The sequence below is a fragment of the Clostridioides sp. ES-S-0001-03 genome, assembly GCF_020676075.1.
Classification (GTDB): Bacteria; Bacillota; Clostridia; order Peptostreptococcales; family Peptostreptococcaceae; genus Clostridioides.
The window spans coordinates 387,831-402,775 of sequence record NZ_JACVWJ010000004.1; the positions used below are offsets into that span (position 1 = coordinate 387,831).

Consider the following 14,945-nt stretch of genomic DNA (forward strand, 5'->3'; position numbering starts at 1 on the left):
CCCCTACTATTTTTCTATTTTATCAACAAACAGTATTCCCTCTAGATGGTCTATTTCATGACAAAACGCTCTAGCTAAAAGTTCTTCCCCTTCTAGCTCTATTGTTTCTCCATTTCTATTTAAAGCTCTAACTTTTACATAGTTTGGTCTTTTAACCTCTCCAGATTCTCCAACAACACTTAAACAACCTTCATCATCTATTTGTTCTCCAGATGTTTCTATTATTTCTGGGTTTATAAGTTCTATAAGTTCTTCTCCAATATCAATTACTACAACTCTTTTTAAAATTCCAACTTGAGGTGCAGCTAGTCCAACACCATCTGCATCATACATAGTTTCTGCCATATCGTCTAACAATTGTATTATTTTTGCATCAATTTTTTCAACTTTTTTTGATTTCTTTCTTAGTACTGGTTCTCCTATTTGAACTATTTGTCTTAAAGCCATTACACTTCCTCCTAAATTTATAATACACTATTTGGATTAATATCTATAGATACATTAATATTCTTATTAAATATCAAATCTCGTTTTGTTATACATATATATTTTATTATACCCTTTAAGAGATTAATTTCAATATTTTCATCTTTAAAGAGTATTTGCCATCTATAATTTTGATTTATTTTTGATATTGAGCATGGATTGGGTCCTAATATAAACCCTAAGTCGTTTATACCCCTTTTTTCTAATAAATAAATCAAAGATGCATGCATATTTTTTATATTTTTTATAACTAATCTTTCATCTTCACCACTAACAACTACACTTAACATGTTATTAAAAGGAGAATATCCAAATGCCTTTCTTATCTTTATCTCATCTTCATAAAAACCTTCATAATTATACTCTATGGCATGCTTAATAGCATAATGCTCAGTATCATATGTTTGAAGTACTACTTTACCTTCTTTGTCTGCTCTTCCTGCCCTTCCAGAAACTTGAGTTATCAACTGAAAGGTTGTTTCAAAACTTTTAAAATCAGGAAAATTTAGTATCATGTCTGCTGACAAAATACCTACTAAAGTTACATTATCAAAATCCAATCCTTTACTTAACATCTGCGTTCCTATCAATACATCTGCTTCTTTATCTTTGAACTTATTTAGTATTTCCTCTAATGAACCCTTTTTTGATGTTGTATCTTTATCCATTCTCAAAGTTTTTATATTTGGAAAAATACATTTTAACTCTTCCTCAATTTTTTGAGTTCCTACTCCAAATGGCTTAACATAATTACTTCCACATTCTGGGCATTCTTTTGGAATTTCTCTTTCATATCCACAATAATGGCATCTTCCAATATTACTTTTTTTATGATATGTCAAAGATATATCGCAATTTTCACATTGAAACACATAGCCACACTTTCTACATGATACAAAATTTGCATAACCTCTTCTATTTAAAAATAGTATTACCTGACTATTTTCTTCAATCGCACAACTAATTTCTCTTTGAAGTTTTAAACTAAATATACTTCTATTACCTATATCTAATTCATCTTTCATATCTACAACTTCAATATTTGGAAGTGGTTTATTGTTTGCTCTATTTTTTATATTTATAAGTTTATATTCACCAGTTTTTGCTCTATAATACTCTTCAATTGAAGGTGTCGCTGAACCTAAAATAAGAGTTAGATTATTTTTTAATGTCATAAATCTAGCTACTTCTATAGCATTAAACTTAGGATTTTTTTCAGACTTATATGATGACTCATGAAATTCATCAATTATTATCAATCCTAAAGAATTAAAAGGAGCAAATAGTGCTGACCTAGCACCAATTAAAACTCTTATCTTGCCAGCTTTAACAGCTTTATAAACGTCGTGTTTTTCTCCTTCAGATAGTTTACTGTGAAACACTCCAACTAAATCGCCAAACCTACTCTTTAATCTATCTATCGTTTGGGGAGTTAATGCTATCTCAGGAACCAAAAATATACTATCTAAACCTTGGCTTAATGCAAATTCTATTATTTCCATATAAACTTCAGTCTTTCCACTTCCAGTTATACCATGAATTAAATATGGCTTTTTATCATCTATAAACATACTTGAATTTATCTCATCAACCGCTTGTTGTTGCTCATTGTTTAATTTTATACTTTTTGATATAGATTTGTAAATACTTTTTGGCTCTCTATAATAATCTTTAAATTCTAAAGTTATTAACTCTTTCTTACTCAAAGAGTTTATACTCTGCTTTGAAGCATTTAATAAATCCAATAAATCATTTATCTCTACATTTTCATTATTTTTAAGAAAATTTAATATCTCTTTTTGCTTGCTTCCTATGCTTATTTTATTTTGTTCTATATAATCATCAATTTTATCATTTTCTAAACTCAAAGATACATAGCATACTTTCTTCTCATTTTTATGATTTTTGTATTCCCAACATAATTTTATAATTCCATTTTTATTCATTGTATATAGATAATTATTTAGATTCGCTATATATTTTAACTTATCAACCTTAATTTTTCCTTTACTACCAACTACTTTTTCTACTATCTCTCTATTTTTATCACTCAGCTTTGATATCTTTTCATATAATTCAGTCTCACTTAATCCATTTAGCTTTTCACCTAGTAAAACTACTTTGTAATTATTTAGTTTATATCCTTTTGGATATATCAAATTTATACACTCTATATAAGTACACAAATATCTATTTTTCATCCAGTAAACCAACTCTAAATCTTCTTCTCTAAATATTGGATTTTCATCTAATATATCTATGATTTCTTTAGTCTTTATTTTTTCATCTAAATTATTTGTAAGTTGAAATACAAAGGCTTCTGTTGGTTTATTACCTCTTCCAAATGGCACTAATATTCTATGCCCAACACTTATAACTTCCTCTAAAAATACAGGAATTTGATATGTAAATAAATTGTCTGTGTATATAGTATTGCTTCTAACTATTACCTTTGCATATTTTTTCATTGTAAAACTCCTACTTAAAATTAATCTACTGCGCATATTTTAACACATTTCATAATATATCAAAAAAATCTCAGCATATCTAAAAAGTTTCAAGTTATTACTAATATTAGATATATCTTAATAATTAACTATTAATCATATTTTATACTTTACAGCAAAATAAATGCTGAAAACCACAATTTAACTGACATTTGCGAGTTTTTACTCGCTAAAAGTAAATTGCAGCTTTCAGCCACTTTAGCTGTGATAAAATACACAAATATCATATTTAAAAAAGTTCTTATTTCTCAAGTAACACTTTAATCTTATTTAATATAACATTAGCTAATTCTTCCTTTTTCATTTTAGGGTACTCAGTAATATTTCCTTCTGTATCTATTATTTTTACAATATTAGTATCAGTTCTAAAACCAGCTCCCTCTTTAGTTAAATCATTTGCCACAATAAAATCTAAATTTTTCTTTTCAATTTTTCCTTTGGCATGTTCTATTAAGTCATTAGTTTCAGCAGCAAATCCAACTAATATCCTATCTTCCTTTATTTTTCCTATTTCATAAGCAATGTCATAATTCCTACTTAATTCTATTGATAAATCATCATTATTCTTTTTAATTTTTTTGTCAGAATAAGTTTTTGGCTTATAATCTGCAACTGCTGCACTTTGAATTACTATTTTATTTTCTTTTAAATTTGATACTACTGCCTCATACAAATCTTGTGCTGATTCTATTTGTACAAATTTTTTAAGGTTTTGTGGAATAGAGAGATTTGTAGGACCTGATATTAATGTTACATCAGCACCTCTAGATATAGCCTCTTTAGCTATAGAATATCCCATTTTACCAGAAGACCTATTAGTTAAATATCTTACTGGGTCTATACTTTCTACAGTTGGTCCAGCTGTAACTATTATACTTTGACCTTTCAAATCTTGCTCTTTCGTAAGATTGGCTAAAACTGCCTCTACTATTAAATCTGATTTAGCTAGTTTTCCTGCTCCAATATCTCCACATGCAAGTCTTCCACTTTCTGGTTCTATAAATTTATATCCAAATTCCTCTAAAGTTTTTATATTTTTTTGGACAATTGGATTTTCATACATATTAGTATTCATAGCTGGTGCTATTAAAACTTGTGCTTTTGTTGCCATAACAGTAGTTGTTAGCATATCATCAGCTATACCATTTGCAATTTTTCCTATAACATTTGCACTTGCTGGTACTATTAGAAACAAATCTGCCTTTTTTGCTAATGATATATGTTCAACTTCCCAAGATTTTGGTTCTTCAAACATATCTTCTACTACATAATTTTGACTTAGTGATTGAAGTGTAAGTGGTCTAACAAATTCTGTTGCTGATTTTGTCATTATAACATGGATATTTGCATTTAATTTTTTTAATTTACTTACAACATCACAAGCCTTGTATGCAGCTATTCCGCCGCTTATGCCAATTACAACAGTCTTATTTTTTAGCATGACCTTACTCCTCTTCTGAAATTTGTTGATGTTGCTCAGCGTAGTGTCTAGCTTCTTCTATCTCTATTTCTTCTTCTGTCAATAATCTATATGTTATTTTTCCACTTGCAACTTCCTTAGTAGCTACACATACAGGTTTTTCCTTAGCTTTGTTTGGAACATATGGTTCGTCTCCATCAATTAACTTTCTTGCTCTCTTTGAAACAGTCCCTACTAAGTAATATCTGTTGTCTATTTTTTCTAGTACCTCATTGATAGATGGTTTTAACATAATTATAATTCCTCCTTAAATTTCTCTATTATAATATTTTTATATCTGCTAACTTTATTCTTTTCAGATGATATTATACCTTCTATTTCTTTAGCAGATGTTTTCACATCTTCATTAAATATAAAATAATCATAATCCTTAATCATTTTTATTTCTTCATATGCACAACTAAATCTCTTTTCTATTTCTTCTTCTGTCTCTGTACCTCTTCCAACAATTCTATTTTTTAACTCTTCAAGTGATGGAGGTAATACAAATATAAATACTCCTTCTGGACAAACCTCTTTTATTTGTTTTGCTCCTTGCATTTCAATTTCTAGTAGCACATCCTGTCCTTTTTCTAAACATTCCATTATTGCTGCTTTTGGAGTTCCATAAAAATTATCATAAATTTGAGCATACTCCAAAAACTCACCTTTTCCTATCATATCTTCAAACTTTTCTTTACTTATGAAGAAATAATTTACTCCATCAACTTCTCCTGCTCTTGGTTTTCTTGTAGTAGCTGATACAGAAAGTTTTATTGTATCATTCTCTCTAAGTAATTCTTTGCAAATAGTACCTTTTCCTGCACCTGATGGACCTGATACAACTAGCAATAATCCTTTTTTTGTAAACATTTAAATATTCCCCTTCTAATATTGTATTCTTACTCTATGTTTTGTATTTGTTCTCTTATTTTTTCTAACTCACTTTTCACTTCTACTACTAAATTAGTTATATTTATATCAGATGATTTTGAACCTATTGTATTAGTTTCTCTGTTCATCTCCTGTATTAAGAAATCAATTTTTCTACCTATAGAATCGTCTTTAAATATAGTTTTTTTAAGCTGACCAATATGACTTTTAAACCTAACTATCTCTTCTGTTATGCTACTTTTATCTGCATATATTGCAACTTCTTGTGCTAACCTATTTTCATCTATTATACTTGGGTCTTCTAGCATTTCACTTATTCTTGAATTTAGTTTTTCTCTATAGTCTTCTACAACACTACTTGAATATTTTTCAATTTCTTCTATATGATTTTTTAATAGGTCACATCTCATGGTAATATCTTCAGCTAGTTTTTTACCTTCTTCACTTCTCATTTCTCTTAGTTTTATCATTGCATCTTCTACAGCTTGATTTAACATCGACCATAGTAAATCTTCATCTTCATCTTTTTCTTCTATTTTTATAATATCAGGAAATCTTGCAACATTCATAACACTAATATCATCTATAATATCAAATTTGTCTTTTATTTCCTTTAAGATATCTATATATTGAGATGCTAATCCTTCATCAAAATTTAAGTTTACATCTTCTTTGCCTAATAAGTCAAATTTTATGTATAAATCAACTCTTCCTCTTTTTACATAGTTTTTTACTAAATTTCTAACTTTATCCTCTAAAAATGAAATTTTTCTTGGAAGACGTATATTTATATCTGAATATTTATGATTTATTGTTTTACATTCTACTAAAAAATAATAGTTGTCGTCTTTGTATTCTCCTCTTCCAAAACCAGTCATACTTATAGCCATTACCTAAACCTCCAAAACACCTTCACATATTTTTACTGCTGGACCTGTCATATAAGAAAACTCTCCTATATCTATTCGTACTGTTCCACCTTGAGAAGTCACATTTACACTATTTTCTACCATATCAAGTAAATTACATACTATTGCTGATGCAGTCATACCTGTTCCACATCCTAAAGTATATCCACAACCTCTTTCCCAAGTATAGACATGTATATTATACTTATCTTCTACTTTTACAAAATTTACATTCGTTTTTTTCGGAAATATTTTATTATTTTCAATCTCTTTTCCATATTTACAAACTTCATCTACATTTAATTCATCCACTATAACCACAGTGTGAGGAACCCCCATCAACATAGATGTAATCTTAAACTCTTTATCTAAAACTTTTATATTTTCTTGTACAAAACGTTCTTCGTCAGTTAACACAGGAACATCTTTAGCTAAAAAACTTCCTTTTCCCATATTAACTTTTATAGTATTTATTTCTCCATTTATAGTGTTTATTTTTATATTTTTTACACCATCTAGTGTATCTACTGTAAAGTTTTCTTTTTTAACTATGCCATTATCATAAACAAACTTACAAAAACATCTAAGTCCATTTCCACACATAGCTGCTCTTGAACCATCAGAATTATAATACACCATTTCTACATCTGCAATTTCTGAATTTTTTACAACTAGTAACCCATCCGCACCTACAGAAAATCTTCTATGGCATACTTTTTTTGCTAAAACAGTATAATTTGATGAATCTATTTGGTCAAATCTTCCATCTATTGCAATAAAATCATTGCCTATTCCATGTAGTTTCCAAAATTTCATAAGTATCGCTCCTTTGTAAATTAACACTTAAACTATTATAACATAAAAAAATTCCCATAAACTTATAATTTATGGGAAAAGTTTTGTAATGACAACTATAATTTGAGGATGTGAGGGAGAGTTGCCATTACAATTAGGGTAATTATATTATGTTTTTAAGCTAGTTCTTTCTATGTTTATATAATAATATTTCTATATGAATTTTATGTATAGTTTATTTAAACTGTATATGAATTTTTTAAATAAAATATTTAGCATCTTCTATTTAGTTTTTTGAACATACCTAATTAGCATACACCTATTAATTCTTTAAGTGTTTTTAAAACATAATCTAAATCTTCTCTAGTAATATCTACATGAGTTACAAATCTATACTCCCCATTTTCCATTTTATTGATTTTTATATTTCTTTCAAAAAACTCTTTTATTAAAACATCTTCTTTTATTACATCTTCACTCATTTTAAAGAATACCATACTCAGGTCTGGACTAGTGTTATTTACTTCAATTCCTTCAATTTTATCCAACTCACAAGCTAAATATTTTGCATTATCATGGTCCTCATTTAATCTCAGTGTCATTTTTTCAATGGCAATTATACCAGCTGCTGCAACTATACCAACTTGTCTCATGCCTCCACCCATAACTTTTTGCTTTCTTCTAGCTTTTGCTATAAATTCTTTACTTCCAGCAAGAATAGAACCCATTGGTGCAGCTAAACCTTTTGATACACAGAACATAACACTGTCACAACATTGTACAATTTCTTTAGCTTCTACACCTAAAGTTAATGCTGCATTGAATAATCTCGCTCCATCTAAATGCACTGGTAAATTGTGTTTTTCAGCTATTTTTTTAATTTCTTTTAAATTGTCAAGGCTTACAACAGTTCCACCTGAATATGCATTTTCTACACATATAAGACCTGTTTGTGGTTCATGTATATCATCTCTCCTAATTGCCTTCTCAACAAGCTCAGGATTAAGAGCTCCACTTTCATCTTCATCTATAGTTCTAAGTTGAACTCCAGCTATTACAGCAGGTGCTCCAACTTCATGAGTCACAATATGATACCCTTTACCAATAATGATTTCTTGACCTCTTAGGCAGTGAGTAAACAAAGCTAACTGATTTCCAAAAGTTCCACTTGGAAGGAAAATAGCATCTTCTTTTCCAACTTTAGCTGCTGCTAATTCTTCAAGTTTATTTACAGTAGGGTCATCTCTAAAGATTGAATCTCCAACAGGAGCCTTTGCCATGGCTTCTCTCATTTCATCAGTAGGCATAGTAACAGTATCACTTCTTAAATCAATAAATTTCATTTTTTCAACCTTCTTTCATATTCATATACTATACAGCTTTAATATTTATTTAGCTTTGTAAAGTTTATATACTTTTATAAGTTATTCTTTACACACTAATTATACTACATTTGTTTTATATTTAAGCAAATTTAAATTATTAATTTAAAAATATACTTCCTATTCTCTTGTGAGTATATCCTGTAAGTATAAATAATTATAAAATTTACACATTAATCCATGTTGTTTAAATTCCCCCTAGTCATAGAGCATATATTATGTGTATAATTAATTTACTGACTTATTTTGGTCAAAGAAAGGGGTGCTATACATGGCATTAGATGGATTAGTTATACATTCAATAGTAGATGAATTATCATCAAAGCTTACAGGTGGAAAAATAGATAAGATTCATCAACCTGAAGATGATGAAGTAATTTTTAATATAAGAAACAACAAAGAAAATTTTAGATTGGTTTTAAGTGCAAGTGCTTCAAATCCTAGGGTTTATTTAACAAGCAATTATAAAAAAGAAAATCCGCTAAAGGCGCCTATGTTTTGTATGTTGCTTCGAAAATATATACAAGGTGGAAATATTATAGAAATTTCTCAAATTGGTTTTGAAAGAATAATAAAAATCAGTGTTGAATCTTTAGATGAATTAAAAGAAAAGACAATCAAAAATATTATAATTGAAATTATGGGAAGACATAGTAATATAATAGTAACTCATAATGAAGATGATAAAATTATAGATTCTATAAAAAGAGTGCCTTTTAGTATAAGTAGAGTTCGTCAGGTTTTACCTGGACATAGTTACTCATTGCCACCAAAGCAAGATAAACTTAACCCTCTTGATAATATATCTAAAGATTCGTTTATTAACAATCTAAATGAATTTGATGGACCTATTTTTAAGTCTATATATTCTAAATTTTTAGGTATAAGCCCTACTATCGCCAAAGAAATTTGTTATAGAGCAGATGTAAATCAAAACGCTATTAGCAAAGATATATCTAGTCAACAGTTTGATTCTTTATACAAAGAATTTTGTAGTTTATTTAATGATATAAATTCTAATAAGTTTTCACCTTGTATTGTTATAGATAAAAAATTAGATAAAGTCGTTGATTTCAGTTGTGTCAATCTTACATTGTTTAATGATTTATCATATATCAATAAAGAAAGCATCTCTAATATACTAGAGGATTTCTACAGAACTAAAGATATTAAAGATAGAATCAATCAACGTTCATCTGACTTAAAGAAAAGCATATCTGTTAAACTGGATAGACTTTATAACAAACTTAGAAAACAAGAAGAAGAATTATTAGAGTCTGAAAATGCAGATATTTATAAAGTAAAGGGTGAACTAATTACATCTTATATATATATGGTAGAAAAAGGGATGGAAAGTGTTGATGTTGCCAACTTCTATGATGAAGAGTGTAAAAATGTAACAATAGAATTAAATAAAAATTTGACTCCATCTGAAAACGCTCAAAAATATTTTAAAAAGTATACTAAAATGAAACATGCCAAAGTTGAAATATCTCACCAAATTTCATTAAACAAAGAAGAAATAGATTACTTAGAAAACATAATTTTGAGTATTGAAAACTGTGAAAATTTGGCTGAATTACAAGATATAAAAGAAGAACTTGGTAAAGTTGGATATATCAAAGCCCAAAAGAAAAGTAGTAAAAAAGACACTATTCCTTCTACAAAACCTCATGAATTTATTTCTTCTGATGGATTTAAAATCTTGGTTGGAAAAAATAACAAACAAAATGATTATCTTACATTAAGACTTGCTGATAATGATGACTTATGGATGCATACAAAAAATATTCCAGGTTCTCATGTAATAATAAAATGTGCTGGTAAAGAAATTACTGATAATACTATATTTGAAGGAGCTATGTTAGCTGCATTCTTTAGCAAATCAAAGATTTCTTCTCAAGTACCTGTGGACTACACAAAGAAAAAAAATGTAAAGAAACCTAGTGGTTCTAAACCTGGCATGGTTATCTATGAAACTAATAGTACTATTTATGTTACTCCTGAAGAAGAAATGGTAGCTAAGCTTAAAATTAAATCCGAATAAAATATATCTCATAGATATAAAAATTTCTGACTGGTAAATAATAATATATTTATCATATTAACTAAAAGTAGTGGCATTCTTATTGTATAAGAATGCCACTTTTAAATTTGTTTATTTTTAGTTTTTTAATAATCAATACTTATATTTAAATTGATTAATTTCTATTTTTATAAAAAAACAACGATTAGTTTAATTTTGAGCATTATTTTTTATACGTCTAATTTTTTCTAATAGCTCATTATATTCTAATTCATAACACTCTTTTTTTGCATTATCTTTTTCTATTGACAGCATAGATATAATGTTTGTAAGTCTATTTTCTAATACTAAAAGATTTTCTTGTTTAACTTTACTTTCTCTACTAGAAGTTTTTTTATTTCTACTAATGATATAATCACTATAGTTACAATCAAACTCCTTTATATTCTTATCTTTTATTTCTAAAAAATAGTCACAAATATGAGATATAAATACTCTATCATGAGATACTATAAGCATAGTTTTATCAGTATTTATCAATGCTTTTTCCAATGCTTCCATAGATTTTATATCCAAGTAATTAGTTGGCTCATCAAGAACTAAAAAATTATTATCTTCTAGTATTATTTTGCATAGAGCTATCTTTACTTTTTCACCCCCACTAAGAACTTTAACTTTTTTATAAACAGTATCACCTTTAAATCCAAATAAATTTAAATTTATTCTTATAAAAGACTCAGCAAATGAACTATTTGCTTTGATATTGTACAAAATACTCTTTTCCTCATCTAATAAATCTTGATTTTGGTCAAAATAACCTATCTTTACTTTGTTATTTATCCTTATACAATCATTTTTATTACTAAGTATTTCTTTTATCAGAGTACTTTTTCCACATCCATTATCGCCTAATAAAGCTATTTTCTTACCTCTTTTTACCTTGAAAGAGATATTATCCAATAAAAGTTTATTTTCTACATTTAAACTTAAATCCTTTAATTCCACTAAGTTTTTGCTGATTATTTCCATACCATCCTGTATTTTAATATTCATATCTGTACAAACTTTAGGCTTATCCTTTACTTCCAATTTCTCAATTCTACTTTTTAATGCTTTTACACTTGAATCTATTTTTTTCTTATTTGTTTGACCACCCATTTTATGGAGTCTAGCTTCTGAATTCCCCATTCGTTTTGGAGTCTTCCTTATACCATCACTTAAAGCTTTTTTGCCTAAAAGAGCTTTCTCCAATCTTTTTTTCTCATTTATATATTCATGATATTCAAAGTCAGATCTTTTTGTATCCGCATCCTTTTGTTCTAAATAATCAGTGTAATTACCTTTATAAACTTTTAATTTGCCACCTTCCAATTCCAATATAGTTGTACATAATTCATCTAAAAAACGTCTGTCATGAGATATTAATAATAATGCTCCTTTATGTCTCTTAAACATATTTTCCAAAATATCTATACTCTTTTTATCTAAATTTGAAGTTGGTTCATCTGCTATTATTATATTTTTCTTATTATTCAGTGCATCTGCTATCTTTAGCTTAACTTTTTCTCCTCCAGATAAATAATCTTCAAATTTATCTGGCGCATTTAATAGACTTTTTTCTTTACTATCATTACATTTTTCAATATTATTTTCACTCTGACTTATATATGAATAGCTATCTGTAAGATAAACACAACCTTCATCAATTTCTATTTCACCCAATATTGCTTTTAATAAAGTTGTTTTTCCCTGACCATTTGAACCCACTAAACCTATTCTCTCATTCTCTAATATTTCAAGTTTATCTATATCCAAAATTAATTTATCAGCATAATATTTTTTTAAATTTTCTACTTTTATTAACATCATAAAAAAATCCCTCCCTGGTATACTTAAATATAAGGAGAGATTTACATAAATAGGCACAATAACTAAACGTATAGACTATAATCTACTCTCCTTAATTTAAGCATTATAAATAAAGCCACCAATATAGGCTTTTCAAAATTTACAATACTTTAAATTATAAAAAATAGATTATATTCTCATCTTCCCAGTTACCTTACCCTTTCTTTTATTTATTTTTAATCATTATATCAACATTGATTGCCAATGTCTATAAAAAATTGATAATTTAAAATAATATATACTTAATTAATTATTATTTTTCAACTTTAAAATCTTGATTATTCAATATTCTATTTAGTACAATACCTACAATCGCAGCCAAACTAAGACCAGTTATCTTTACAGTACTTGTTATAGGAATTCCTATAGAAATCCCTTTATTAGATAAGTAAGTTGTTCCAAGACCTATCAATAATATAACTGCTATTATCAATATATTTACTTTACTTTCTACACAAGAACTATCTTTTATAGTTTTTAATCCAACATAAGTTATCATTGAAAATAACATTATACTGATTCCACCCATAACTGAACCTGGTATACTTTGAAGAAATCCTCCAAACTTTCCTACACATGCAAGCAATATAGCAAATACTGCTGTACGTCTAAGTATTGAAGGGTCATAGTTTTTAGTTATCGCCAGTACTGCTGTGTTTTCCCCATAAGTAGTGTTAGCTGGTCCACCTAAGCATCCTGCTACTATAGTTGCAAATCCATCACCAAGTAATGTTCTGTTTAATCCTGGATTCTCTATAAAGTTTTTTCCTACAACAGCACCATTAGTAGTCATATCTCCTATATGCTCCATAAATACAGCTAAAACAACTGGAGATATAATCACAATTGCTCCTAAGCTAAATTTAGGAATTGTAAAGTCAGGTATAGCAAGTAAACTTGCTTCTGTAATTGTAGTTATGTCTACTAATCCTAGTACCAAACATATTATATATCCAGAAAAAACAGCTATTAATATACCTAATTGTTTTATAAATCCTCTACCAAACTTATTAGTCAAAATTGCTATTGCTAAAGTCAAAAAAGCTATTATAAAATTAGCTGAAGCCATATTAAAAGCTGTTGGTAATAAATTCAAACCTATAACTGCTATCATAGCTCCTGTAACTTGTGCTGGAAAATATAACTTAATTTTATCCACCCCAACTAATTTTACTATAATTGACATTATAATATAAATTAATCCTGCTACTATTATACCACCCTGAGCATATGCCAAATCTCCTCCATAAGCTTCTTTAGCTGCTAGTATAACAGGAATAAAAGCAAAACTTGAACCTAAAAATGCAGGTACTTTTCCTTCTGTACAAAAATGAAATATCAATGTACCAACACCAGCGCAAAAAATTGCAACTGATGGATTAAAGCCTGTTAAAATGGGAACTAATACTGTCGCTCCAAACATGGCCAATAAATGTTGTAAAGACATTATCGTTTTTTTCATAAAAACCTCCAAAAATTATTATATATGAATAAATCCTTTGTTCAATTAATATCTTTTAATTAATTATAATTCCCTAGATTCTATTTTTTAATCTCTATATACTTACTGTACAAACTATCATTTTTTTACATTTTACGACATTGAAAACCAAAATAAAGGAGAATAGAGACTACATTAATATACACATTAATAAACTTGTATTATTTATTTTGTGCAATATATGTAAGCTTTATCCTCCTCCATGACTATACAATGCTGAGCTTTTATATAATATTAAAAAACCACTATTCTTTGATTGTAACTGAATCTTCTCCATCAATTTCTAATAAACTAACAGATATAATTTCATGTCTTGAAGTAGGGACATTTTTTCCTACATAATCTGCTCTTATAGGCAATTCTCTATGTCCTCTGTCCACTAATACTGCTAATTGTATTGATTTAGGTCTTCCTATATCAATAATAGCATCAAGTGCTGCTCTTACAGTTCTTCCTGTATATAACACATCATCAACTAAAACTACTGTTTTATCATCTACATTAAAATCTAGATATGTTCCTTTGACTACTGGTTCAACATTAATTTTTTCTAAGTCATCTCTATAAAGTGTTATATCAATATCACCAGTATCTACTTTTGTTCCTTCTATTTGTTCTATTTTTTTAGATATTCTATTTGCGATTGGTACACCTCTAGTCTTTATTCCAACTAAGACTAGGTTTTCTACACCTTTATTTCTTTCAATTATCTCATGACTTATCCTAGTAATTGCTCTTGCTATAGCCTTTTCATCCATTAATTGAGCTTTTTCTACCATATCATAACTATTGTCAAAAAAATATATTCTCTTTTATTTTGACAAATCTACTCCTCTCTCTTAAATTTTTATAGAACCACTTTATTAAAATTTTCAATTTAAACAACAAAAAACTTCTCATCACAAGACAAGAAGCTTTTATATAAAAAAATATATAGTCTAATTCAGCAATTGTCTTACGATATCTCTGTATCGTTTAAAGATAATTTTTATACTCCATTAACTCAAATTATATATTTATATTTCAAATTTTTCAAGCTTTTTTAATCAAAATACTTTAATATAAAATATTTTAGCTAA

The 14,945-nt window shown here is 27.7% G+C and carries 12 protein-coding genes; 1 reads left to right on the plus strand and 11 read right to left on the minus strand.

What is annotated here, in order from left to right:
• Positions 1-6: 6 nt before the first annotated feature.
• The 8 genes from def to ltaE all read right to left on the minus strand — a co-directional run bounded on the left by def (position 7) and on the right by ltaE (position 8,392).
• On the minus strand, positions 7-447 hold the full coding sequence (gene def, locus IC174_RS10715) for a peptide deformylase (protein WP_227432474.1): 441 nt from the start codon (positions 445-447) through the stop codon (positions 7-9).
• 17 nt (positions 448-464) lie between these two features.
• Positions 465-2,954, minus strand: coding sequence for a primosomal protein N' (gene priA / locus IC174_RS10720; RefSeq protein ID WP_227482878.1), 2,490 nt, complete (start codon positions 2,952-2,954; stop codon positions 465-467).
• Positions 2,955-3,234: 280 nt separating this feature from the next.
• Positions 3,235-4,434 carry a bifunctional phosphopantothenoylcysteine decarboxylase/phosphopantothenate--cysteine ligase CoaBC gene (gene coaBC / locus IC174_RS10725; protein WP_227482879.1) on the minus strand — a complete coding sequence of 400 codons (1,200 nt, stop codon included), beginning with the start codon at positions 4,432-4,434 and terminating at the stop codon, positions 3,235-3,237.
• Positions 4,435-4,438: 4 nt separating this feature from the next.
• Positions 4,439-4,705: a DNA-directed RNA polymerase subunit omega gene (rpoZ, locus tag IC174_RS10730; RefSeq protein ID WP_227432471.1), complete on the minus strand. Its 267-nt coding sequence runs from the start codon at positions 4,703-4,705 to the stop codon at positions 4,439-4,441.
• A 2-nt stretch (positions 4,706-4,707) separates the two neighbouring features.
• Positions 4,708-5,325 carry a guanylate kinase gene (gmk, locus tag IC174_RS10735; RefSeq protein WP_227432470.1) on the minus strand — a complete coding sequence of 206 codons (618 nt, stop codon included), beginning with the start codon at positions 5,323-5,325 and terminating at the stop codon, positions 4,708-4,710.
• A gap of 29 nt (positions 5,326-5,354) precedes the next feature.
• The gene (locus IC174_RS10740; protein ID WP_227482880.1) at positions 5,355-6,236 is read right to left on the minus strand and encodes a YicC/YloC family endoribonuclease; all 882 of its coding nucleotides are present in this window, start codon (positions 6,234-6,236) and stop codon (positions 5,355-5,357) included.
• 3 nt (positions 6,237-6,239) lie between these two features.
• Entirely contained in the window at positions 6,240-7,070 is an 831-nt protein-coding gene (dapF, locus tag IC174_RS10745; RefSeq protein ID WP_227482881.1) for a diaminopimelate epimerase, read from the minus strand.
• 287 nt (positions 7,071-7,357) lie between these two features.
• Positions 7,358-8,392, minus strand: a complete 1,035-nt coding sequence (ltaE, locus tag IC174_RS10750; protein ID WP_227482882.1) for a low-specificity L-threonine aldolase — start codon at positions 8,390-8,392, stop codon at positions 7,358-7,360.
• A 310-nt stretch (positions 8,393-8,702) separates the two neighbouring features.
• On the opposite strand from ltaE, the gene IC174_RS10755 reads away from it, so the two are divergent.
• Entirely contained in the window at positions 8,703-10,478 is a 1,776-nt protein-coding gene (locus tag IC174_RS10755; RefSeq protein ID WP_227432466.1) for an NFACT family protein, read from the plus strand.
• Positions 10,479-10,667: 189 nt separating this feature from the next.
• On the opposite strand, the gene cplR is transcribed toward IC174_RS10755, so the two are convergent.
• The 3 genes from cplR to pyrR form a co-directional block, all read right to left on the minus strand.
• Positions 10,668-12,326, minus strand: a complete 1,659-nt coding sequence (gene cplR / locus IC174_RS10760) for an ABC-F type ribosomal protection protein CplR (protein WP_227482883.1) — start codon at positions 12,324-12,326, stop codon at positions 10,668-10,670.
• 292 nt (positions 12,327-12,618) lie between these two features.
• Positions 12,619-13,827 carry a uracil-xanthine permease family protein gene (locus IC174_RS10765; RefSeq protein WP_227432465.1) on the minus strand — a complete coding sequence of 403 codons (1,209 nt, stop codon included), beginning with the start codon at positions 13,825-13,827 and terminating at the stop codon, positions 12,619-12,621.
• Positions 13,828-14,111: 284 nt separating this feature from the next.
• Positions 14,112-14,645: a bifunctional pyr operon transcriptional regulator/uracil phosphoribosyltransferase PyrR gene (gene pyrR, locus IC174_RS10770; RefSeq protein ID WP_227432464.1), complete on the minus strand. Its 534-nt coding sequence runs from the start codon at positions 14,643-14,645 to the stop codon at positions 14,112-14,114.
• Positions 14,646-14,945: the final 300 nt, after the last annotated feature.